This window comes from Streptomyces sp. NPDC006544 (assembly GCF_040611715.1).
Lineage (GTDB): Bacteria > Actinomycetota > Actinomycetes > Streptomycetales > Streptomycetaceae > Streptomyces.
Genome location: NZ_JBEXOV010000113.1, coordinates 1 through 20,778 on the forward strand (window position 1 = coordinate 1; position 20,778 = coordinate 20,778).

The window sequence follows — 20,778 nt, forward strand, 5'->3', positions numbered from 1 at the left end:
CCTCGTCGTTCGCCAGCAGCAGCCGGCCCGCGCCGTCGGTGATCAGCACCCCCTCGCGGACGGCGTGCAGCACCGCGTCGTGGTGCTCGTACATCGCCGACCGGTCCGTGCGGATCGGCTCCCCGCGAGCGGCTCCGCGCGGAGACCGTCCCGGCGATCAGATCCGGGCGAGGCCCATGACCCGGGCGAACTCCTCCGGATCGGCGTCGAAGCCCCGTACCGCCGGGTCCAGCGACCAGCTGCCCGAGGCATCGCGGGTGAACTCCGCGACCGTGGCGGCGGAGGCCTCCGCGACGGCCGTGAAGTCGTGCACGGAGAGCTCGGTGTAGCCCTCGCGGATCCGCAGTCCGGTGCCCGCGACGTCGGCGAACGTCAGGGCCGGGCCGGTGCCCGCCGGCTGGATCACCACTCCCACGACCACGCGGGTCAGCTCCGGCGCGATCCGGTGGAGTTCGAGCGTCATGACCTCGTCGAAGCCGAGGCCCTGCCCGGTCCGGCTGTCTCGGTCGAGCGTGATGGTGCCGTCGGGGGAACGGCTCCCGAAGTGCACCAGGTGCACGGGCTGTCCGTGCGGGTCGGTGGCCGCGTACACCGCGGCGAGTATGTCGAGATCATGGACGGGCGCCCCCGTCGGGCTGGGATCCCACCGCAGCGCGATCTCCACCTTGGCCAGCCCCTTGCGTACTCCGCTCACCGAACTCCCCCTCCACTTACGGTGCGTTGCCCTCCCATGCTGTCACGCGGCCGTCCGCCCGGTCCGGACGACCGTACGTTCCCGGCCAGCCCGACGCGGTGGTGCGGGCGCTTCGCGCCATCGCCTCCCCCTCCCGGACGGGACCGGCTCCCCCACCCCTCCGTGACGGGCGCCCTCCCGTCCGTGACCGGCCACTCTCCCGTCCCGGACCGGATCCGCCGCAGGATCTGCCGCCTCACCGGATCGTGACCCTCAAGTTTTGCTCAGATCTCGTGACACCGTGCCCGGCGACTTCCTAGCTTCCTCCTATACGCGTCCACCCGGCCGCGCGGCACCCCGCGTCTCGTCCGGTCCCGGCGCGCCCGGCGCGACCCCGCGCGCCGCGCGCGACCCCGCGTATCCAAGGAAAGAGTGCAGCATGAAGGTTCCCAAAGCCGGTGCGGTCGCCGCAATGATCGGTCTCGCACTGACCGCGTCCGGGTGCGGCGGTGCCGAGGACAAGGGGAACATCGCGATCGGTATCAAGTTCGACCAGCCGGGCGTCGGCATGCGCGAGCCCGACGGCACCTTCACCGGCTTCGACGTGGACGTGGCGACGTACGTGGCGAAGGAGCTCGGCTACAAGGCCGACCACATCACCTTCAAGCGGGTCCTCAGCAACGACCGCGAGCTGCTGCTGGAGTACAACGAGATCTCGTTCGTCGCGGCCAGCTACTCGATCAACGACAAGCGCAAGGAGAAGGTCGACTTCGCCGGCCCGTACTTCCTCGCCCACCAGGACCTGCTGGTCCGCGCCTCCGACACCTCGATCACCAGGGCCGAGGACCTCAACACCAAGAGGCTGTGCTCGGTGACCGGCTCGACCTCGGCGGAGAACCTCAGGAAGAACCTGGCCCCCAAGGCCAGCCTCCTCGAGCTCGGCGGCTACTCCGAGTGCCTCGTCGCGCTCCAGGACGGCCTGGTCGACGCCATGACCACGGACAACTCCATCCTCGCCGGGTACAGCGCCCGCAAGGGCAACGAGGGCAAGTTCCGGATGCTCGGGCTGAACCTGAGCAACGAGAACTACGGCATCGGCATGAGGAAGGGCAGCCCCGAGCTCCAGGGCAAGATCAACGCCGCGATCCGCAAGATGATCGACGACGGCTCCTGGGAGGCGGCGGTCAAGAAGAACTTCGGCGCGGACTACAAGTACGAGCCCGCCCCCGCCGCAGCGGGCGGCTGACGACCGTCGCGCCGGGAGCTGCGCCACGGGCCGGCTCCGCGCGGAGGAGCGCTGTCGCGCCGCGCCCGGCATCGGCCCGGGCTCCCGCCGCGCCGATCGCGCACGGCGGGAGCCGGGGGTGGGTCGGAGCCGGACTACGGGGCGTCCAGCTGCGCCTGGCTGTGGGCGTAGAGGACGCGCTCGCACACCAGGCCCAGGCACCTCCCCGACCCGCCGTCCTCGAGGGCCTCGGCGTTCACCGCCGGACCGTAGTGCTCCGAGACCGACCACAGACGCCGCGCGCCGCGTTCGTAGTAGAGGTCTTCGGCGCCCGTGGCGGTCTTGATCGCGCTGCCGCTGGACACCAGCTCACCGTTGCTCCACCGGTATCGCCAGAGGTTGCCCGGGTCGTTGTGCCCGGCGCTCTGGTTGACGTACAGCGTCCCGCCCGTCGCCAGCGCGCCCTGGGCGCCGCCGTTCGGCATCGGCAGGTAGTTGGCCCAGCCCTCGGCCGCCACCTCGCCGGAGCGGTTCTCCAAGTTCTTGACGGGGAAGGACGCGATCCGGCCGGGCGACGGGTAGCCGCTCTCCGGACGGCAGTACTCGCCCATGATCAGCCGGTCCGGGGTCGTGCTGCGGTCGAGCGACAGGTAGGACGCCTTCGGAGCGCCCGTGCTCACGCACGCGAACGAACCCGAGGGGTTGGACTGCGCGGCCTTGAACTTCCAGGCCGCCACCTGGGGCATCACGTAGCGGTAGCCGAAGCTGTACCAGACGTTGTTCTGGCGGCCGATCCTGGTCTTGTCCTCGACGTTGGACGTGGTCTTCACCCCGTCGGTGTCCGCGCCCATCGCGTCACCGGCCTTGCCGTCCCCGTTGGGGTCCAGGTCCATGATCTTCTCCATGTCGAAGATCCGGATGCCGTTCCGGGTGTCGGCGACGTAGAGGTAGTGGCCGTACCAGACCATGCCGCCCGCGTGCAGGCCGTTCTGCATGTCCACGTTCGGGTCCGGCACCGTCGAGCCTTCGGCGGAGTGCACTCCGTCGAAGGACACGTGATCTGAATTGTTCATGTACGTCCAGCCCAGCAGCACGTGCCGGTACTTCACCGTGCCGTCGGCGCGGCGCTGCACGAAGGAGATCCGCACGCCCTTCTGGTTGCAGGCGTCGTTCGCCTTCAGCTCGTCGGGGTTGCAGTCGCCGACGTCGTTCCCGTTGCTGTCGCGGCCCGGGTCCCAGTTGTCGTAGGACGCGTAGAGCTGGATGTTCTTGTCGTTGCCGACGCCGTACTGCTCGTTGTCCGCGGCGTCCGAGACGCCGGTCATGGCCTGGGGGATCCACTCGCGCGAGGTCGAGTCGTCGTTCTCCAGGCACCACTTGAGGGCCGGAGCGGGCGCCGTGCCGAACGGGTCGCGGGTGCACGACGCGGTGTTGACCGTGCGGTTGGCATCGGCGAGGAGCTTCGACACGCCCGCCTTGGGCAGTACGCCGTCGAGGCGGGCGACGCGGTCGGCGGTCGCCCCGTTCAACGATCCGGCCTGCAGGGTGAAGTCCGAAGGGTCCGCCTTGCCGCCGGGGGCGGTCCATGCCGAGGTGCCCACGGGTGCCGCAGCGCTCGCCGTGGTCTGCGGGTCCTGATGCCACGCCTCGGGCGGCGGCGGAGGGGTCTCCTCGGCGTGGGCGGGGGCCGACAGGCCGGTCAGCGCCAGCGTGGCCGCGGTCGCGGCCGTCAGCCACGCCCGGCGTATTCGGAGGTGAGACGTGCGGGGGGACGTGCGGGGGGACATGCGTAGTGCCTCCGTTGTAGCCGCTGTTGCTGATGCCGCGACAGCTGATCAACGAAGACTTCCAGGACGCCCGCACGGAAATCAAGGATGACCGGGGGTCAACCACCCACGCCCGAACGGGATGTGGGGTGTTGCCCCGGAATCTCCGATTCCGGGGGCGCGGGACGCTTCCCCGGCAGTGCCTCGCGCCGCTCCCACCTGGCGGCGGACGCGAAAGTCCGGACTGCCGACACTTGGTTTTCACCTGTTCGGCACATGACAATGTGAGCCTCGCTCTGCCACCTGATGCCCCGCCAATTCCCCGGGCGGGAGCGGTGCTTTGAAGAGGTAACCCCACGTGACGAGAATCTCGCATCTGACTCCCTGGGCGGCCGGCCTCGCGGCGGCCGCCCTCGTGCTGGTTCCGGCCTCCGCCACGGCCGGACCGAGGACGGCGACCGCCGCGGCTTCGTCGGCGACCCCGGTGACCTCGGCAGCCCCGGTGAACTCTGCGGCCACGGCCTCCGCCATCGACGCCTACTACGCCTCCGCCGAGGGCAAGACCGGCGCCGCGCTCAAGACCGCGCTGCACGACATCATCAAGACCCAGTCCAAGGTGACGTACGACGGCGTGTGGAACGCCCTGAAGGTCACCGACCAGGACCCCGCGAACCCCAACAACGTGATCCTGGTCTACTCGGGCCGCTCCCAGTCCAAGTCCAGCAACGGCGGCGGGGTCAACGACTGGAACCGCGAGCACGTCTGGGCCAAGAGCCACGGCGACTTCGGCACGGCCACCGGCCCGGGAACCGATCTGCACCACTTGCGGCCCGAGGACGTCACCGTCAACAGCACCCGCGGCAACAAGGACTTCGACAAGGGAGGCAGCCCGGTCGCCGAGGCGCCCGGCAGCTTCACCGACGCGGACTCCTTCGAGCCGCGCGACGCCGTCAAGGGCGACGTGGCCCGCATGCTGCTGTACATGGCCGTGCGCTACGACGGCGGTGACGGCTTCGCCGACCTCGAGCTCAACGACAAGGTCAACAACGGCAGCGCGCCCGCGATCGGCCGGATCAGCGTCCTGAAGCAGTGGAGCCTGCAGGACCCGCCGGACGCCTTCGAGCAGCGCCGCAACCAGGTCATATACGACACCTACCAGCACAACCGGAACCCGTTCATCGACCACCCGGAGTGGGTCGGCTCGATCTGGTAGTCGCCGGCGCCGCGTCCCTCGCGCCCTGCCGGGTGCTACTGCGCGCCGTGGACCATCCACTTCTCGGGGGCGTCGAGCGGTCCGAAGCCGACCTTCTCGTACACCCCGTGGGCATCCGCGGTCGCCAGCAGGATCCGCCGGATCCCGTACGGGGCGAGGTGGTCGCGCACCGCTCCCGCCAGGGCCGTGCCGAGCCCCTTGCCCCGCGCGCCCGGGTCCACGTACACATCACACAGCCACGCGAAGGTGGCCCGGTCGGTGATCACGCGGGCGTAGGCGACCTGGACGCCCGAAGCGGCGTCGTAGACACCCAGGTTGACCGAACCGTCGATCGCGGCGTCCTGCTTCTCCCGGCTCCGGCCCAGGGCCCAGTAGGCGTCCCCGGAGAGCCAGCGGTGGACCCGCTCGCGATCGAGCCGGGCGGGGTCGACGGAGATCTCGTAACCGTCGGGCGACGGCAGCAGCTCATTGTCCATTCCCGCATCCAACACCGCGAGCGGACCCTGTGACCAGCCAATAAGCCGGGACCGGGGCCGTGGGGTCAGAGCCGGTCCGCCAAGGCCTTGAACTCCGGCCAGCTGAGGGCCGGCGGGCGGGGGTCCCAGAGCTTCTGGGCGACGGCCGCCAGGGGCAGCCGGATGCCCTCCGCCACCTGGGCCTGGGTCTGGGAGCCCGCCAGGTCGGCCCAGACGGCGAAGCGTCCGCCCAGTATCTGGCTGTCGAAGCTCTTCGGGACCGCCGTGGTGCCGCGCAGCACCAGTGGGGTCCACTCCTCGTAGATCCGCCGGCCGGTGGGGTACGTGAAGTCGTTCGGCTCGCCCAGCACGTAGTAGAGGTACTCGTCGTTGAGGTTCACGACCTTGCGGCCCTCGCGCAGGTACTCAAGCGGTGGCCGGGCGCCGCCTTCCTTGCCCGTCCAGTACTCCACCTCGATGTCCTTGGCCGGCTGGACGACTCCGCCCGTGAAGAAGCCGTCGTTCCACGCCGCAGGGCGGCGGCCCGCCGAACGGACCACATCCGCACGGGCGTTCAGCCAGCCCGTCGCCAGGTCCTGGACCCGCCCGGCGGCCCCGTAACGCTCCCGCGCAGCGGCCGCGAGCTGCGGGAAGGAGGCCTGCGGGTCCCGGTAGACCAGCGCCTGGTACTCGTCGGCGCCCAGGTTCCAGATCGCGCCCGGGAACAACGGCAGGTACTCCCGCAGGAGTTCGTCCACGAGCTTCGCCGCCGCCGGGTTCGCTATGTCCACCGCGCCCTTGACCGCCCGGCCCTGTACGTCGTGCAGTTGCAGTGCGGGGTACGCGCGCAGGACCGCGCCGAGGTGTCCGGGCGAGTCGATCTCGGGGATCACCGCTATGTGCAGGCGGGCGGCGAGAGCGGTGATCTCGCGCACCTGCGCCTTCGTGAGGTGCGGGTCGGAGACGATCTCGGGGTGGGTGTCGGACTGGATCCGGAAGGCCTGGTCGTCGGAGAAGTGCAGGCCCAGCTGGTTCAGTTTGAGGTCGGCCATCTCGCGCAGCCGGTCCTTTATCCAGTCGGGGGTGAAGTTCTTGCGCGCGATGTCCAGGTTGAGGCCGCGCTGCGGTTTGGCCGGTGCGTCGCGCACGGTTCCCTCGGGGGCCGGACCCCCGCCGCTCACGGCCTGCTTCAGGGTGCGGGTGCCGTAGAAGACCCCGGCCTCGTCGGGCCCGCTGATGCGGACCTTCCCGTCCTTGACGGTGAGCGTGTAGGACTCGGGCTTGGCGGAGCCCTTGGCCCCGAGGGCCAGTTCCACGTCCCCGCTGCGCGGTGTCGCCGATTCGGCGAACTGCATGCCCAGTTCCCCGGCCAGCAGCTTGCCCTCGTCGGCCAGCTCCGCGCGGTCCGCCGGCGGTACGACGATCCGTGCGGTCGGGGCGGGCCGCCAGCCGGGGCCGCGGGCCGGCACGTGTTCGCGTACGGCGGGGATGGTGTGGGGGGCCGTGGACAGTGCGTACGAGCGCGTGGGCGTGGGCGTCGGGGCTACGGCCGGCGGCTCGGTGGAGTCCGGCCGGCCGGGCGGGGCGGAGGGCGGGGGCGGGCTCTCGCCCGTCGCCGCGGTACCGGCCGAGCCGGCCGATCCGCTCGCGCAGCCGGGTATCGCGACAAGGGAGAGCATCGCGGCGACCGTGGCCGTCGCGAGGTGACTCCGTCTGCTGCGCAGCGTCGGTTTCGTCATCGTGTGCTCGTGCGTGTGTGCCCGTGTCCCCCGTACCAAGGTGGCACGGGGGACGCGGGCGCGCTACCGGGGCGGCGGCCGCCAGGCGGGCGCCGCCCGGCGCGCCCGCCCGGGGCGTCAGGCCGGGGCGTCAGGCCGGGGCGTCAGGCCGGGGCGTCAGGCCGGCATCGCGACGGCGGTCGCCGCGATGTCGTGGTCCTGGCCGGGTGCCCCGCCGCCGACGCCGATGGCGCCCACGAGCCGGCCGTCCCGGTGGAGGGGCAGGCCGCCCGCGATGAACAGCAGCGGCCGGTCCAGGGCCGTGGGCAGGGTGTGGAAGGGGCCGCCGGGCTGGACGGCGTCGACCAGGTCGGCGGTCGGGGCGTCCAGCTGGAGCGCGGTGTAAGCCTTGCGGGTGCTGGTCTCGCCGGAGATCAGCACGGCCCGGTCGTCCCGCCGGAAGGCGAGCAGGTGGCCGCCCGCGTCGAGGACGGTGACGCTGATGGCGATCCCGGCCGCCTCCGCGGCCGCCGCGGCGGCGGAGACGAGCCCCTCGGCGTCCGCGCTGGTCAGCGGGGCGACGGCGGTACGGGCGGTGACGGTGGTGGCGGCCGTGGACATGCTGGGAGCTCCTGTGTGGGGTGGGGGTACGGGGCGGGGTACGGGGGCGCGGTACGGGAGGGGGCGGATCAGCGGGGGGTGAGGACCGGGGCCGCCTCGGCCGGGGCACCGGCCCGCGCGGCCGGGCCGCCGCGGCCGTCGTCGCCCGCGCGGCCCGCCGTACGCCGTTCCAGTGCTCCGGAGACCAGGGCGAGGCCCAGGGCGGAGGCGGCGAGGGCGGCGCCGACCCAGTTCGGGGCGGTCCAGCCGAACCCGGCGGCGATGACGACCCCGCCGAGCCAGGCGGCGAGGGCGTTCCCGAGGTTGAAGGCGCCGATGTTGACGGCGGAGGCCAGGGTGGGGGCTCCGGCGGCCTGGTCGAGGACGCGCTTTTGCAGCGGCGGCACGGTGGCGAAGCCGAGGGCTCCGATGAGGACGATGGTGACGGCGGCGCCGGCCTTGGTGTGGGCGGTCAGCGTGAACACCGCGAGGACGGTGGCGAGCGCGCCCAGGGACACGTAGAGCATCGGCATCAGCGCGCGGTCGGCGAACCGGCCGCCGATGAGGTTCCCGGCGACCATGCCGAGGCCGAAGAGGACGAGCAGCCAGGTCACGGAGGTGTCGGCGAAGCCGGCGACGTCGGTCATCATCGGGGTGATGTAGGTGATGGCGGCGAAGACACCGCCGAAGCCGAGGACGGTCATCGCCATGGCCAGCAGGACCTGGACGTTGCGGAACGCGGCCAGTTCGTGGCGGATCCGTACTCCCCCGGGGCGGGGCAGGTCGGGGACGAGGCGTGCGATGCCGAGCAGTCCGAGGACGCCCAGCGAGGCGACGACCAGGAAGGTGACGCGCCAGCCGAGGTGCTGGCCGACGAGGGTGCCGAGCGGGACACCGACGACGTTGGCCACGGTGAGGCCGGTGAACATCATGGCGATCGCTCCGGCCTTCTTCGCGGGGGCGACGAGCTCGGCGGCGACGACCGCGCCGATGCCGAAGAACGCGCCGTGCGCGAGGGAGGCGACGACCCGGCCGGCGAGCATGACGCCGAAGGCGGGGGCGAGCGCGGACAGGACGTTGCCGGCGATGAAGAGCCCCATGAGCAGCATCAGCATGCGCTTGCGGGGGACGCGGGTGCCGAGGACGGCCATCAGCGGCGCCCCGAGGACCACGCCGAGGGCGTAGCCGGTGACCAGGAATCCCGCGGTGGGGATCGACACGCCGTAGGTGCCGGCCACCTCGGGGAGGAGACCCATGATCACGAACTCGGTGGTGCCGATCCCGAAGGCGCCGATGGCGAGGGCGAGGAGTGCGAGAGGCATGACGGGGTGCCTTCCAAGGGGGGGAGATCGTCGCGTGAGGCCGCCGCGTTCGCTTCGACGCGTGCGTGGTGCCACTTCGTCGGCCGTGGCTGATTGCCTGCGCCCACATTAATTGCACACGCGGGTTAATTGCAAGCGCGGGCTATTGCACTCGTCGCCTATCCTGGGGGTACACCTCGAGGAACCCGCAGGAGGAGCCCATGACGGCCACGGACAGCGCACTCACCGCCCTCTCCCAGGGCTGGTGCGCCCTCTCCCTCCTCCACGGGCGGATCGAGGCGCACATCGAGCGCGCGCTCCAGGCGGGACACGGGTTGAGCGTGCGCGAGTACTCGCTGCTCGACGTCCTCAGCCGCCAGCACAGCGGCCCCGGCGGCCACCTGCGGATGCACCAGGTCGCGGACTCGGTGGTGCTCAGCCAGAGTGCGACGACCCGCCTGGTCAGCCGTCTGGAGGACCGGGGGCTGCTGAACCGCTACATCTGCGACACCGACCGTCGGGGCATCTACACCGACGTCAGCCCGGCCGGCCTGGCCCTGCTGGCCGAGGCCCGGCCCACCAACGACACCGCTCTGCGCGAGGCGCTGGACGACGCGGCGCACAGGCCGGAGCTCGCGCCGCTGGTGGCCGCCGTGAAGAACACCCCGGCGGCCCGGTCCTAGGACGGAGGGCCGCCGGGTCGCAGGGCCGCGGCCTCTTGACCCGTCAGGGTCGGCTCGGCGAGGCCGACGGTGCCGACGCGGACGCTCCCGCGGTCGAGGGCGCGATCGAGGGCGCGGCCGAGGGGCTGGACGGGCGGGACGCGGTGGCGCTCGGCTTCGGCGCACCCGTGCCGCCGTCCGTGGGCCGGGCGGTCCCGGGCGCGGGCGTGGGCACGGGCGGGGACGCCGCCGAGCCGGAGGGCGAGGGCGACACCGAGGGCCCGGCCGCCGACGGCGGCGGCGAGGGGACGGTCGGCGACGGTGAGGGCGGCGCGGCCGGCGGTACCGGGTCCGGCCGCAAGGGCGCGGAGTCCGGACCCAGTACGGCGTACCCGACCACCGCGGCGGCCGCCGCGGCCAGCCCGGCCAGCGGCAGCGCGAACACCCGCAGCCGCGCTGGCACCCACGGCATCCTGCGTACCTCCTGCCCCGGCGGCCGCGCCGGGCGCAGCGCGCGCACGGTGATCCCGGCGGCGCGGGCGTCGAGGGCCTGCCGCAGCCGCACCTCGACGGGCCCCTCGGGTTCCCCGTCACGTGTCATATCCGACCCTCCAGAATCCGTTCCAGCGCGTCCAGGGCGCGGCTCGCGTTCGACTTGACCGCGCCCCGGCTGATCCCGAGCGTCTCGGCTATCTCCGCCTCGCTCAGATCCGCCCAGTAGCGCAGCACCAGCACCTGGCGCCGCCGCGGCGTCAGCCGGCCCAGCGCGGCGAGGACCTCGCGGTGCGCCTCGTCCAGGACCACGGCCGCCTCGGCGGACGGTTCGTCGACGGGCGCCGGCGGCGTCCACGCGCGCACCGTCCGCCTGCGGCGCAGCACCGAGCGCGCGGTGTTCACGACGGCGGTGCGCAGGTAGCCCAGCGCGTTGTCCACCTCCGTGATGCGCTCTCCGTGGCGCCGGTACAGCGCCGTGAACGCGTCCTGCACCACGTCCTCGGCGGTGCCCAGGTCGTCCACGAGCAGCACGGCCAGCCGGACCATCCCCAGCCGGTGGGCGTGGTAGAGCTCCGTCACGGTGGGCCGCGGCCCGCCGTCCGGGGCGGCGTCGCCGTAGGCGTGGCCGTACGTGTACCCGTGCCGGTACGCCTCCGACGGCGCGGGCGGTGCCTGCGGGGCGGAGCGGTCGCGGCGCAGCAGGAACGACCACAAGCCCCGCCGCGACCGGAAGGAACCGGCCGCGGCGAGGCCCACGGGTGGTGCGAGGTGGAGCACGGACATCCTCAGCCGTTGGTGCGGCGCCGCACGGCGTACAGGGTCGCGGCTCCCGCGGTGAGCAGCACGGCGGCCCCGGCGCCGAGCGCGGTGGTGGTGGCGGAGGAGCCAGTATGCGCGAGCTCGGGCTCACCGGTCGAAGCGGCGGACGCGGAGGGCACGGGAGCGCCCGAGGGGGCGGGGGCCACGCTGGGGGCGGCGCTCGGAGACGTGCTGGGGGTCGCGCTCGGGGGAAGGCTCACGACCGGCGACGGGGCGGCCGGGGCGGGCGACGCCGGGGCGGCGGAGGCGCTCGGCGCGGCGGGCGCCGCCGACGGCGTGGCGGAGGCGCTCGGCGTGGCGGGCGCCGCCGACGGCGTGGCGGAGGCGCTCGGCGTGGCGGACGCTCCCTGCGCGGCGGAGGCCGGTCCCGCCAGGGCGACGGCCACCCCGGCGGCGGCGACGGCGACGGCCGCCGCCCTGCGGAAGGACAGCGGGGCGCGCTTCAGGTTCTTCACGGTGGTTCTCCACGGTCGGCTGGAGGGCGCGGGTTCACGCCCTCACCCCCGCACGACGCGCGACCCTCCCGGAGGTTGCCGTCGTTTCCGGAAAACTTTTCGCGGCCCGCGAGACGACCTCGGCGCAGCCCCGGCCGGTCCGGGACCGGCCCGCGGACCGGCACCCGGCCGACCCCGAGCGGTCAGGCCGGGATCGGACCCGGACCAGGCCCCCGGTCAGGCCCGGGTAAGCCCCCGCAGTGCCGTGCCGAAGGCGGCCACGCCCTCCTCGATCTCGCCCGCCGTGCCCGCCGCGTAGCCGAGGACCAGGCCCGGGGGGCCCGGGGCCAGCCGGTGCCAGGACAGCGGGTGGGCCTTGACACCGAGGGGCAGGGCCGCCGACGCGAGGGCGGTGTCGTCGAAGCCGGCTCCGTCGAAGGTGACCGTCAGGTGCAGGCCGGCGGCCGCGCCGTGCACCCGCGCGCCCGGCAGCTCCGCGGCGATCGCCCGCAGCATCGCGTCCCGGCGGGCCCGGTGGCGGCGGCGCACGAAGCGCAGGTGGCGTTCCAGTTCGCCGGACTCCATCAGCCGCGCCAGTACCAGCTGGGCGAGGACCGGGTTGCCGAGGTCGGCGTAGCGCTTGGCCTCGATCACGGCGTCCAGGTGGCGCGGCGGGACCAGCAGCCAGCCCAGCCGGAGGGCGGGGGCGAGGATTTTGGAGACGCTGCCCGCGTAGCACACGGCCTCGGGCAGCAGGGCGCGCAGCGCCGGGACGGGGGCCCGGTCGTAGCGGTGTTCCGCGTCGTAGTCGTCCTCGATGACGATGCCTCCCCCGGCCGCCCAGCCGAGGAGTTCGCGGCGCCGTTCCCCGTCGAGCACCGCCCCGGTGGGGAACTGGTGCGCCGGGGTCAGCAGGACGGCCCGGGCCGGGCCGGCCGCCAGGGCCCTCGTGTCGATCCCGCCCGCGTCCACCCGTACCGGCAGGGTTCGCATCCCGCCGTGCTCCAGTTGCCGCCGCGCCCCGAGCGAGCCCGGGTCCTCCACCGCGACGCACCGTACGCCGTCCGCGTACAGCACCTGGGCCAGGAGGCCGAGCGCCTGCGCGACGCCCGCGACCACGACCACCTCGCCGGGGTCGGCCCGGATCCCCCGGCCCCGGGCGAGCCAGCCGGCGATCGCCTCGCGCAGCGCGGGCGTGCCCTGCGGGTTGCCGTAGCCGAAGTCGGCGGGGGTGAGGCCGGCGAGGACCCGACGCTCGGCCTGGAGCCATGCCGTGCGCGGGAACGCGGTCAGGTCGGGCACCCCGGGCGAGAGGTCGATCCGGCACGGTACGGCGCGCAGGGCGTCGACCAGCGGCTCCCGGGCCCGCGGCCCGAAGGGGTCGGCGCGGGCCGGCGGGTCGGTGGCCGGCGCGGCCGGGGACGAAGCCGCGGCCACAACCGGCGCCGCCACCACGATCGTGCCCCCTCGGCCGCGGCCCGAGACCTGCCCGGTCTCCGCCAGCCGCTGGTACGCCTCGGTGACCAGGCCCCGGGAGACCCGGAGTTCGGCGGCCAGGACGCGGGTGGCCGGCAGCCGGCTGCCCACGGGGAGCGTGCCGTCGGCGATGGCCGCGCGCAGCCGGTCGGCGAGCCATTCGGTGCGGCCGCCCGCCGGGGCCCGGCCGATGTCGAGCTGGAGGAAGTCCGATCCGGCTCCCCCGGTTCTGGACCCCTCGGAAGCGTTCTCTTTGGACCTGCCCATGGGTCCATTGTGACGGCAGGCTCGGGGACATGAAGAAGACGTCCGATCCGTCCGCCACGCTCGCCTCGTCCGCTCCGCCGTTGCGCGCTCTCCTCCCCGGCATCGTCGGCATGATCCTCGTCGGCAGCAGCGTCACCGTCTCCCGCTCCCTCGTCGATGCGCCCCTGTTCGGTGTCCAGGCAGTCCGTTACGCGGCGGCCGCGCTGCTCCTGTTCGCTCTGGCCCGCGTGGCGCGGGTGCGGATCGTGGCGCCCCGCGGCCGGGAGTGGCTGTGGCTGGCGGGGATCGCCGCGACCGGACTGGTGCTGTTCAACGTGGCCGTCGTACGGGGCGTCGCGCATGCCGAGCCCGCCGTGATCGCCGTCGCCGTGGCCTCGGTGCCGGTCCTGCTCGGGGTGCTCGGCCCGCTCCTGGAGCGCCGCGGGCCCAGCCGCCGGGTGCTGCTGGCCGCGCCGGTGGTCGTCGCCGGGGCCGTGCTGGTGGAGGGGACGGGCCGGACCGACGCGGCCGGGGTGGGCTGGGCCGTGCTCGCGCTGGGCTGCGAGGCGTGCTTCACCCTGCTCGCGGTGCCGGTGCTGCGGCGCCACGGCGCGTGGGGGGTGTCGCTGCACGCGGTGTGGATGGGCGCGGTGATGCTGGGGGTGCTCACGGTGTGCGTCGAGGGGCCTTCGGAACTGGTGTCGGTGACCCCGCGCCAGTGGGCGGCGTGCGGGTACCTCGCCGTCTTGGTGACGGCGGCGGCCTTCCTCCTCTGGTACCGCACGGTGGCCGCCGTGGGTTCCGGCCGGGCCGGGCTGCTGAGCGGGATCGCGCCGCTGGCCGCGGCCGGGGCGGACGCCGCCTGCGGCAGCGGGGTGCCGGGACCGGCGGTGTGGCTGGGCCTGGCCGTGGTCGTCGCCGGGCTGGCGGCGGGGGTCCGCCCGGAAGGGGCCCGCTCCGGCCCGGCCGGCACCCGGACAGCCCCTGCGGGTGCGCCGGCAGGGGCCACGGCGGGCACCCCCGCAGAGGCCGCGGCAAGAACCCCCGCGGGAACCCCGACAGGGCCCCTCGTCGCCCTCGCCTCCGGCGCCCCGGCCGCTGCCGCGGCTTCGCCGACCGCGCGTGCGCCTCGTCTCCCCCGGGAAGCGGCCGCCCCTTGAGCCCTCCGGGCTCGTGGATCACCATCCGCAGGTGGCAACGCCCCCGTACAGCAGCTGGATGCGGTACTTCTCGCCCACCGCCCAACACCGCGGACTCGACCTGGTGCGTCTCGGCGTGTGTCTCGGCGTGAGCGTGCAGCAGCGTGTGCTGCCGGTCGTCGGGCCGCGCGTCCTCGACCGGCGGTCCGCTCACTGACTGGACAGCTTGCGGATCGCGGCACTTCAGGCCCATGGACATAGCAGTGGGCCGTCCTGGACTTGTGTGAGCCGGTGGGTCGCCGGGGCGGTGTGTCCGGGCCCTGGGGGTGCACCCGCGGCATTAGGTGCTCGCGGGCACCAGCACGACGGCCGTCCCGTAGGCACACACCTCGGTTCCGACATCGGCGGCTTCGGTGACGTCGAAGCGCATCATCAGCACCGCGTTCGCGCCGCGCGCCTTCGCCTGCTCGATGAGCCGTTCCATCGCCTGGTTGCGGGTCTCCACCAGGGTCTTGGTGAGGCCCTTCAGTTCGCCGCCGATCATCGACTTGAGGCCCGCGCCGATCTGGCTGCCCAGGTGGCGCGAGCGCACGGTGAGGCCGAAGATCTCGCCGATGACGTTCTCGACCCGGTAGCCGGGGACGTCGTTGGTCGTCACGATCATGACGCCGGTCTGCTGTGCGCCGGGCCCACCGCCGTAGTCATCGATACCCATGGGATCCACTGTGGCGGCGCCGGGCGGCGGCCGCATCCGGAGGCGGCCTCAGGTCAGCCGCACGGCGAGACCGGACTCGTGCGCCACCACGACGGCCTGGGCGCGGCTGGACGGTCCCGGCTTGCTCATGGAGCGGTGGACTTGGGTCCCTTGACCGTGGCGGGACTGAGGACGAGGCGTACGGCGATGTCGGCGTTGGACAGCCCGGCCCCGTCCAGGCCGGGGACTTCGCGTTCGCGCGGGGCCAGGGTGTCCAGGCCGGGGCGACGCGGAGCGCGGACGGCGGCCGCGACGGCGTACGTGTCCACGCGCCCGCGCAGGGCTCCCGGGCTGAACAGCATCCCGCCGGCGTGCACGGTGGCGATGGCCGCGAGCCGACGGTGAAGTAGACGCGGACGCCGAGCCCGGTGCTGATCAGGACGGGCACGGGAAAGCGGCGGCGCAGGACGAGCGGCAGGTAGACGGCGGCGGGCAGCGCGTAGGCCAGGGTATCGGTGTCGCGCCAGTAGCCTTGCGGATCGGACCAGTTGTGGAGCATGCCGGCCGAGATCCGGAGCGGCCGACGGCGTACGCGATCTCGGCGACGGCCCGGCCGGCGAGCCGCGGCGCGCCTGGAGCCCGGCCCCTCCCTCCCCTCCCGCGGATTGGGCATATCGGGCTAAATCGCGGTGCGTCAGCCGGGTTTCACGGGCTGTCGTCGCCATAGTCGTCGGTGGCAACCGCCTGGTTGCCGCCCCGCGCCGTGTTCTGCGGCCGGGCAGACGTCTTTTCAGAGGAGCCGGCTCATGCTGAAGCCCACCAGGACCATCCTCGCTCTTGCCGCCGGAAGCCTGGTGCTCGGCCTGGTAGGGGCGGGCGCCGCCGTCGCGGACGAGGGCCCGCTGGTCACCACCACCCCCAGGCAGGTCATGGACGACGACCAGGACTCCGACGACCTCGCCGATTCCGACGACGACTACCAGAACCGGAGGCACGCCCGCGGCATCGTCATCTCGCGCGGCCCGCTGACCCTGCGCAGCCGGCCGACCACCCACTCGCACAAGGTGGGCCGGGTGCACCCGCACCAGAAGCTCACCATCGAGTGCAAGAAGCGCGGCGAGCGCGTCGACGGCAACAACCTCTGGTACCTGCTGGACGGCAACGACGACCACGACGGCCAGGACGGCATGGACCCGATCAGCACGACCATGGACCGCAAGGACCGCTGGGTCTCCGCCCGCTACGTCAAGAACCTCTCCGAGGTGAAGTACTGCCGCTCGTAGCGGTACCCGGCCGGTCTGACCGGTCCTGACCCGCGCTCACCTGTACCGCCCTGCGGACCCGGATGTGACAGGACCCCATGGGCCGTCCGGCCCGCAGGGCGGGTGCCGGCGACGACCATGGCCGTCGGGGCCGCTCTCGCGGGATCCTCCTCGTCCGCGGGTACGGCGGACCGGCCGCGGCCTCCCCCAGCGCGTCGCCCACTCTCTCGACGAGCACCTCGCCGGGCGTCTCCCCCGCCCCGCCGGCTCAGGCTTCCGGACGGACGGCTCGCGGGCCCACGCAGCGCGCGCCGTAGGCCCGTACCCGCTCGCGCAGTTCACGGTCCGCCGTGACCACGACGCATCCGCCGCGCTCCGCGCAGGCCGCCGCCAGCTCCACGATCCGGTCGTCTCCGCTGCCGGGCGCCGGGTCCACCCGTACGCCGGGCACGGATGCGACGCCCCGGGCGGCGCCCTCGACGACGAGGACGATCTCTTCGCCCTCGTCGCGCTCGGCCAGCCGGTCGCGCAGCCGTTCGGCGGCGCCGCGCCGGTCGCGCCACCAGCCGTCCGGAACCGACCCGACGACGTTGGCACCGTCGACGATCAGCACGGTCGTGCCGTCGTTCACGCCGTTCACGTCCTCCACGTCGTCGCTGCGGTCACCGACCCAGTATGGGCACCGGCTGCGGGTCCCGGCGGACCGGCGGACCGGCGGACCGGCGGCCGCGGCCCTAGAAATCGCCGTAGTTGACCTGCCAGGTCGCCAGGCCCATCCGGCGCCAGATGGCCACCACCCGGTCGCGGTCGTCCAGGGACACCCGGACCGCGTACCGGTCGCGTACGTGCGCGTTGAACAGCTCCGCCTTGACGACGTCGTCGCGGCGCGTGTCCCCCGCCGCGCGCATCCACAGCTCGTCGTACGGAACCCCGTGCTCCCGCAGCCACGCCTCGGTCGGCTCCCGGTACTCCTCGCCCCGCCCGGACAGCAGCACGATGACGTCGCCGTCGGCCCGCCGGAAGGAGTCCAGGGCGTCGCGCACCGGCCCGTTCAGCGTGTCGATGCCGCAGCGCGAGAAGTCGTACGGATTGCGGGCGCCGGTCATCGCGAGCGTGCCGTCGATGTCGCACATCACCGCTGCGGGCAGGGACGGGTCGGGGACGTACGGGGACACGTCCGGCTGGTCGTTCAGCCATTGCTCGGTGAGCCGCCAGCCGCCCTTGCGGGCCTTCGCGTGCTTGTCGGCGAGTATCCGGATGATCTCCTCGCCGACCGGCCGCTCGCGCGCGGCATCGCGGCGCAGGCACTCCTCCACGGGCACGCCGGTGTAGTCGTGCACGACGAAGGTCGCCCGCCCGGCGACCGCGGCCTTCAGCCGCTTGGGGATGTACGAGGTCAGGTGGGTGTTGTCGACGACCACGTCGAAGCCGCCCTCGACGGCGGCGCTGACGGCCGCGTCCTGGATGTCCAGGACGGTCTGCTCGTGCTTGTACGAGCGCGCCCGCTCGGGGTCCGGCACATCGAGCATGGCCCGCAGGTCGTCGAGGTTGACGCGGCGCATCCGCCCGCCGGACGTCGCCTGGAGGGCGCGGGCGGCGGTGGTCTTCCCGGAGGCCGGCAGACCCGTCATGACGTGGACCACCGGGAGCGCGGGGGCCTCCGTGACGGGCTCGGCCGCAGGGGTGGCCGCGGTCCGGGGCTCGGCCTCGGCCGTGGTTTCGGCCTCGGCCTCGGCCGTGGTTTCGGGGGCTTCGGGCACGGTTCAGTTCTCCTCGTCGTTCGTGAAGGGGTCGGACGCCTCGGGACGCACCTGCCGCCAGGTGATCAGTTCGGTCGGCCTGCCGTCGAGGCGCTGGAACAGCGCGCCGCGGATCGCGCCGTCGCGGATCCCGCGGGCGGCGCGCGCGAACGCGCCCCGGTCGGCGGCCAGGTGGGCGAGGGACGCGTACGCCTCGTCGACGGCGCGCTCGCGGAGAGCGGCCTCGTCCTCGAGCCGTTCGATCACCGAGCGCACCCATTGGTCGAACTCGTCCGGCACCTGTTCCAGGAGCGCGTCGAGCGGCTTGCCGCCCGAGGCCTCGATGTCGGCGACGGTGCAGTTGAGGCCCTGGGCGAGCTGCTTCGCGGGCAGGCCGGCGAACCGCTGGATGCCGTGGCCGCGCCAGATGTCCCGCTCGGTCACGCCGGTGAGCACCTTGTGGAGCCGTACGTACTCGGCGATCTTGGCCTTGGCGCGGACACCCGAGGCGAAGCGCAGGACGAAGCCCTCGGCGTCGGTGCCGGTCGCGCCGGCGCCGCCGGGCAGGGTGCTGGAGGCGGTCAACGCGAGCAGTTCGTCGAGCGGCATGGCGGGCCACACGGTGACGACGGAGCCGATGCCCTGCCAGTGGACGGCGGCCTCGGCGAGCGGCACCTCGGTGCCGTCGGCGCCCTCCGTCCGGTACGCGGCGAGGAGGACCAGGTCGCGGCGGTCGCCGTAGTCCACGACGATGCGGTTCTGCGGGTAGAGGATCTCCGCGAGGTACGTGGTGCCGGGGACCAGGGCGGAGGTGTCCCGTGCGTCCAGGCGGCGCTGCGCCCAGGTGGCCTGGGTGCTGGTGAAGGACCCCTTGGACGCGACCCGCCACGTGCCGGCGTAGTGGAAGACCACTCCGAGGCTGCCGTCGACCTTGTCGTACACCTCGAACGGTTCGTCCGGCAGGGCCGGAGCGTAGGGCTGTCCGGACGTGTGCTCGCCGACGTTGAAGAACTTCGGCAGCGGCAGTGCGACGACCGCGCCGGTGACGTCGTCGGCGACGAGCCCGCGACAGCGCGTGGTGACCTGGTTCCAGACCCGCTCGTACTGGGCGGTCCGGGTGTAGGTGTAGAGGGACAGCGGCAGCTCGGGGTGTGACTTGCGGGTCACGTGTCCGGCGCCGATGGCCTCGGTCAGCGCCTGCGCGGGCATCAGGTCGTGCAGAGTCAGGCGGTCCTGGCTCATGGGGTTCCTCCCGGTTCGAGATGCCTCATTCTCGGTGGTGGGAGGGGGTGACCGGAACCGAATATCCGCCCGTTACCGCAGGTCTGGGGCGCTGCCGGGACTTTTGGTCACCAGGCCCGGGGCCAGGCGCCGCAGGAGCGGGAAGAGCGGCGCCGTGAGGGCGTACCCGGCGCGGTGGAGCGGGGCCGATTCAGTGGGAGATGCAGAGTTCGTTGCCCTCGGGGTCGGCGAGGGTGCTCCAGGTGTAGGGGCCCTGACTGCCGTCGTGCAGGTGAACGGCACCCTTGGCGAGGAGTCTGTCGACGACGGCCCGGGGATCGTCGTCGCCGGTGCGGACGTCGAGGTGGACGCGGTTCTTGACGGTCTTGGCCTCCTCGATGCGCTGGAAGAGGACGCGGGGCGCCCGTTCCAGCCCTTCGGGGTGACGGATCGCCTGGCCGGCCTTCCAGACGAGGGCGCCCCGGTGGGTGGTGGTGTCCTCCTCGCCGGCGTGCCCGGCGGCGATCATGCTGCGGATGAACTCCTCGTCGCTGGGCTCGACTTCCCATCCGAGGGCGTCGGCCCACCAGTCCGCGAGGGCGTGCGGGGCGGCGGAGTCCACGGTCACTTGAAACGTGTAGGCCATGACGCGACCCTACTGAGCGGCCCCGGCCGACGCCACCGCGACGGACGCGCCGGCCCGGTCAGGTCGTTGCGCCCGTCACGCACCGGGTGTCGCTACCCTTTCCGGGACAAAGCCCCCTTCCCCCGTCCCAGTTCGACAGCCGGCGGATCCCTTCGGTCCGGCCGCCCGGCGGTCCCGTGCGCGGCCGCCGCGGACCCGGCCCCGCCCCTGACCAGTCCGAGGGACGCGATGACCTCCACCGCACGGCGACGCGGGATCCTGCGGCCCCTGGCCGCGCTGCTGTTCCCGCCGGAGCCCGGCGGTCCGCAGTCGCCCCACGGGGTGCTGCCGCCCCTGCTGATCGTCCTCACCTTCGTCAGCGGCGTGGTCGACGCGGTGAGTTACCTGGGCCTCGGCCACGTCTTCGTGGCCAACATGACGGGCAACGTGGTCTTCCTCGGCTTCGCGATCGCCGGGGACCGGTCCCTGTCCGCCCCGGACTCCCTGCTGGCGCTCGGGGCCTTCCTGGCCGGGGCGCTGGCCGCGGGCCGGCTGCGGCGGGCCGACGGGGCCGCGGTAATGTTCGCGCCGCTGGTCGCGCTGCAGACCGTTCTGGTGGGCGGGGCGCTGGCCCTGACCGCGATCGGCAGCGGCCCCCCGGGCGTCATCGCGCTGCTCGCCCTCGGCATGGGCCTGCAGAACGCGGTGGTGCACCGGCTCACCGTCCCCGATCTCACCACCACCGTCGTCACCAGGGCGCTGACCGGCCTGGCGGCCGATCCGTGGGGGCCGGCCTCGCTGCGCCGCCTCGTCACCGTCGCGGCCCTGCTGCTCGGCGCCCTCGCCGGCGGCCTGCTGGTGCTGGGCCCCGGGCCGGTGTGGGCCCTGGCCCTGGCGGTGGTCCTGCTCGCCTCGGTGGTGCTCGCCCGGGTGCTCCCCGCCCGGCGCGGAGCCGACGGAGCCGACGGGGCCGGCGACGGGAGGCGGCTGCCGTCGTAGGGACCGGGCCGCCGCG

Annotated in this window: 23 protein-coding genes; 7 read left to right on the forward strand and 16 right to left on the reverse strand. The window is 73.6% G+C overall.

Translation table 11 applies throughout. The features are described from left to right. Positions 1–157: 157 nt before the first annotated feature. Positions 158–694 carry a TerD family protein gene (locus tag ABZY44_RS32750; protein WP_356660256.1) on the reverse strand — a complete coding sequence of 179 codons (537 nt, stop codon included), beginning with the start codon at positions 692–694 and terminating at the stop codon, positions 158–160. 418 nt (positions 695–1,112) lie between these two features. Here ABZY44_RS32750 and ABZY44_RS32755 point away from each other — a divergent pair, with 418 nt between their 5' ends. Beyond that, positions 1,113–1,919: a glutamate ABC transporter substrate-binding protein gene (locus ABZY44_RS32755; RefSeq protein ID WP_356660258.1), complete on the forward strand. Its 807-nt coding sequence runs from the start codon at positions 1,113–1,115 to the stop codon at positions 1,917–1,919. A gap of 134 nt (positions 1,920–2,053) precedes the next feature. On the opposite strand, the gene ABZY44_RS32760 is transcribed toward ABZY44_RS32755, so the two are convergent. Continuing rightward, complete coding sequence (locus tag ABZY44_RS32760) at positions 2,054–3,685, reverse strand: hypothetical protein (RefSeq protein ID WP_356660260.1); 1,632 nt, start codon at positions 3,683–3,685, stop codon at positions 2,054–2,056. Positions 3,686–4,031: 346 nt separating this feature from the next. Between ABZY44_RS32760 and ABZY44_RS32765 the strand changes: the two genes are divergently transcribed. Then, a complete protein-coding gene (locus tag ABZY44_RS32765) occupies positions 4,032–4,877 on the forward strand; it encodes an endonuclease (RefSeq protein ID WP_356660300.1) in 846 nt (281 codons plus the stop codon). A 35-nt stretch (positions 4,878–4,912) separates the two neighbouring features. On the opposite strand, the gene ABZY44_RS32770 is transcribed toward ABZY44_RS32765, so the two are convergent. From ABZY44_RS32770 to ABZY44_RS32785, 4 genes are all read right to left on the reverse strand, one after another. Further along, complete coding sequence (locus tag ABZY44_RS32770; RefSeq protein ID WP_356660262.1) at positions 4,913–5,353, reverse strand: GNAT family N-acetyltransferase; 441 nt, start codon at positions 5,351–5,353, stop codon at positions 4,913–4,915. 65 nt (positions 5,354–5,418) lie between these two features. Continuing rightward, complete coding sequence (locus ABZY44_RS32775) at positions 5,419–7,071, reverse strand: glycoside hydrolase family 20 protein (RefSeq protein WP_356660264.1); 1,653 nt, start codon at positions 7,069–7,071, stop codon at positions 5,419–5,421. A gap of 156 nt (positions 7,072–7,227) precedes the next feature. Then, on the reverse strand, positions 7,228–7,671 hold the full coding sequence (locus ABZY44_RS32780) for a heme-binding protein (protein WP_356660266.1): 444 nt from the start codon (positions 7,669–7,671) through the stop codon (positions 7,228–7,230). 68 nt (positions 7,672–7,739) lie between these two features. Then, positions 7,740–8,972, reverse strand: coding sequence for an MFS transporter (locus ABZY44_RS32785; protein ID WP_356660268.1), 1,233 nt, complete (start codon positions 8,970–8,972; stop codon positions 7,740–7,742). Between the two features lie 200 nt (positions 8,973–9,172). Between ABZY44_RS32785 and ABZY44_RS32790 the strand changes: the two genes are divergently transcribed. Then, positions 9,173–9,634 (forward strand): MarR family transcriptional regulator, encoded by a 462-nt coding sequence (locus ABZY44_RS32790; protein WP_356660270.1) that lies wholly within the window; start codon positions 9,173–9,175, stop codon positions 9,632–9,634. A gap of 43 nt (positions 9,635–9,677) precedes the next feature. Here the strand turns inward: ABZY44_RS32790 and ABZY44_RS32795 are convergent, their stop codons facing one another. The 4 genes from ABZY44_RS32795 to ABZY44_RS32810 all read right to left on the reverse strand — a co-directional run bounded on the left by ABZY44_RS32795 (position 9,678) and on the right by ABZY44_RS32810 (position 13,104). Then, entirely contained in the window at positions 9,678–10,214 is a 537-nt protein-coding gene (locus ABZY44_RS32795) for a hypothetical protein (RefSeq protein ID WP_356660272.1), read from the reverse strand. Then, positions 10,211–10,891 carry a SigE family RNA polymerase sigma factor gene (locus ABZY44_RS32800; RefSeq protein WP_356660274.1) on the reverse strand — a complete coding sequence of 227 codons (681 nt, stop codon included), beginning with the start codon at positions 10,889–10,891 and terminating at the stop codon, positions 10,211–10,213. The genes ABZY44_RS32795 and ABZY44_RS32800 overlap by 4 nt, the downstream gene beginning before the upstream one ends. Before the next feature lie 2 nt (positions 10,892–10,893). Then, a complete protein-coding gene (locus ABZY44_RS32805; RefSeq protein ID WP_356660276.1) occupies positions 10,894–11,382 on the reverse strand; it encodes an LAETG motif-containing sortase-dependent surface protein in 489 nt (162 codons plus the stop codon). Between the two features lie 216 nt (positions 11,383–11,598). After that, positions 11,599–13,104: a PLP-dependent aminotransferase family protein gene (locus tag ABZY44_RS32810; protein WP_356660278.1), complete on the reverse strand. Its 1,506-nt coding sequence runs from the start codon at positions 13,102–13,104 to the stop codon at positions 11,599–11,601. Between the two features lie 29 nt (positions 13,105–13,133). Here ABZY44_RS32810 and ABZY44_RS32815 point away from each other — a divergent pair, with 29 nt between their 5' ends. Further along, entirely contained in the window at positions 13,134–14,243 is a 1,110-nt protein-coding gene (locus ABZY44_RS32815; RefSeq protein WP_356660280.1) for an EamA family transporter, read from the forward strand. 31 nt (positions 14,244–14,274) lie between these two features. Next, a complete protein-coding gene (locus ABZY44_RS32820) occupies positions 14,275–14,439 on the forward strand; it encodes a hypothetical protein (RefSeq protein WP_356660282.1) in 165 nt (54 codons plus the stop codon). Between the two features lie 123 nt (positions 14,440–14,562). Here ABZY44_RS32820 and ABZY44_RS32825 read toward each other — a convergent pair whose 3' ends face one another. Both ABZY44_RS32825 and ABZY44_RS32830 read right to left on the reverse strand, forming a co-directional pair. Further along, positions 14,563–14,937 (reverse strand): YbjQ family protein, encoded by a 375-nt coding sequence (locus ABZY44_RS32825; RefSeq protein ID WP_356660284.1) that lies wholly within the window; start codon positions 14,935–14,937, stop codon positions 14,563–14,565. A 125-nt stretch (positions 14,938–15,062) separates the two neighbouring features. Further along, positions 15,063–15,278, reverse strand: coding sequence for a LuxR C-terminal-related transcriptional regulator (locus ABZY44_RS32830; RefSeq protein WP_356660286.1), 216 nt, complete (start codon positions 15,276–15,278; stop codon positions 15,063–15,065). A gap of 444 nt (positions 15,279–15,722) precedes the next feature. Here ABZY44_RS32830 and ABZY44_RS32835 point away from each other — a divergent pair, with 444 nt between their 5' ends. After that, positions 15,723–16,199, forward strand: coding sequence for a hypothetical protein (locus tag ABZY44_RS32835; protein ID WP_356660288.1), 477 nt, complete (start codon positions 15,723–15,725; stop codon positions 16,197–16,199). A 247-nt stretch (positions 16,200–16,446) separates the two neighbouring features. On the opposite strand, the gene ABZY44_RS32840 is transcribed toward ABZY44_RS32835, so the two are convergent. The 4 genes from ABZY44_RS32840 to ABZY44_RS32855 all read right to left on the reverse strand — a co-directional run bounded on the left by ABZY44_RS32840 (position 16,447) and on the right by ABZY44_RS32855 (position 19,784). Beyond that, positions 16,447–16,809: an NTP pyrophosphohydrolase gene (locus tag ABZY44_RS32840; protein ID WP_356660290.1), complete on the reverse strand. Its 363-nt coding sequence runs from the start codon at positions 16,807–16,809 to the stop codon at positions 16,447–16,449. A gap of 103 nt (positions 16,810–16,912) precedes the next feature. Then, entirely contained in the window at positions 16,913–17,938 is a 1,026-nt protein-coding gene (locus tag ABZY44_RS32845; protein ID WP_356660292.1) for an AAA family ATPase, read from the reverse strand. 3 nt (positions 17,939–17,941) lie between these two features. Then, the gene (locus tag ABZY44_RS32850) at positions 17,942–19,159 is read right to left on the reverse strand and encodes an RNA ligase (RefSeq protein WP_356660294.1); all 1,218 of its coding nucleotides are present in this window, start codon (positions 19,157–19,159) and stop codon (positions 17,942–17,944) included. Positions 19,160–19,349: 190 nt separating this feature from the next. Further along, a complete protein-coding gene (locus tag ABZY44_RS32855; protein WP_356660296.1) occupies positions 19,350–19,784 on the reverse strand; it encodes a VOC family protein in 435 nt (144 codons plus the stop codon). A 228-nt stretch (positions 19,785–20,012) separates the two neighbouring features. On the opposite strand from ABZY44_RS32855, the gene ABZY44_RS32860 reads away from it, so the two are divergent. Then, complete coding sequence (locus ABZY44_RS32860; RefSeq protein ID WP_356660298.1) at positions 20,013–20,762, forward strand: YoaK family protein; 750 nt, start codon at positions 20,013–20,015, stop codon at positions 20,760–20,762. Positions 20,763–20,778 lie beyond the last annotated feature (16 nt).

Bases quoted from the DNA above. Each gene is read 5' to 3' on its own strand.
- ABZY44_RS32755 (WP_356660258.1), top strand. From the start codon at position 1,113: ATGAAGGTTCCCAAAGCCGGTGCGGTCGCCGCAATGATCGGTCTCGCA.
- ABZY44_RS32760 (WP_356660260.1), bottom strand. From the start codon at position 3,685: ATGTCCCCCCGCACGTCCCCCCGCACGTCTCACCTCCGAATACGCCGG.
- ABZY44_RS32770 (WP_356660262.1), bottom strand. From the start codon at position 5,353: ATGGACAATGAGCTGCTGCCGTCGCCCGACGGTTACGAGATCTCCGTC.
- ABZY44_RS32775 (WP_356660264.1), bottom strand. From the start codon at position 7,071: ATGACGAAACCGACGCTGCGCAGCAGACGGAGTCACCTCGCGACGGCC.
- ABZY44_RS32780 (WP_356660266.1), bottom strand. From the start codon at position 7,671: ATGTCCACGGCCGCCACCACCGTCACCGCCCGTACCGCCGTCGCCCCG.
- ABZY44_RS32785 (WP_356660268.1), bottom strand. From the start codon at position 8,972: ATGCCTCTCGCACTCCTCGCCCTCGCCATCGGCGCCTTCGGGATCGGC.
- ABZY44_RS32790 (WP_356660270.1), top strand. From the start codon at position 9,173: ATGACGGCCACGGACAGCGCACTCACCGCCCTCTCCCAGGGCTGGTGC.
- ABZY44_RS32795 (WP_356660272.1), bottom strand. From the start codon at position 10,214: ATGACACGTGACGGGGAACCCGAGGGGCCCGTCGAGGTGCGGCTGCGG.
- ABZY44_RS32800 (WP_356660274.1), bottom strand. From the start codon at position 10,891: ATGTCCGTGCTCCACCTCGCACCACCCGTGGGCCTCGCCGCGGCCGGT.
- ABZY44_RS32810 (WP_356660278.1), bottom strand. From the start codon at position 13,104: ATGGGCAGGTCCAAAGAGAACGCTTCCGAGGGGTCCAGAACCGGGGGA.
- ABZY44_RS32815 (WP_356660280.1), top strand. From the start codon at position 13,134: ATGAAGAAGACGTCCGATCCGTCCGCCACGCTCGCCTCGTCCGCTCCG.
- ABZY44_RS32825 (WP_356660284.1), bottom strand. From the start codon at position 14,937: ATGGGTATCGATGACTACGGCGGTGGGCCCGGCGCACAGCAGACCGGC.
- ABZY44_RS32830 (WP_356660286.1), bottom strand. From the start codon at position 15,278: ATGCTGTTCAGCCCGGGAGCCCTGCGCGGGCGCGTGGACACGTACGCC.
- ABZY44_RS32835 (WP_356660288.1), top strand. From the start codon at position 15,723: ATGCTGAAGCCCACCAGGACCATCCTCGCTCTTGCCGCCGGAAGCCTG.
- ABZY44_RS32850 (WP_356660294.1), bottom strand. From the start codon at position 19,159: ATGAGCCAGGACCGCCTGACTCTGCACGACCTGATGCCCGCGCAGGCG.
- ABZY44_RS32855 (WP_356660296.1), bottom strand. From the start codon at position 19,784: ATGGCCTACACGTTTCAAGTGACCGTGGACTCCGCCGCCCCGCACGCC.
- ABZY44_RS32860 (WP_356660298.1), top strand. From the start codon at position 20,013: ATGACCTCCACCGCACGGCGACGCGGGATCCTGCGGCCCCTGGCCGCG.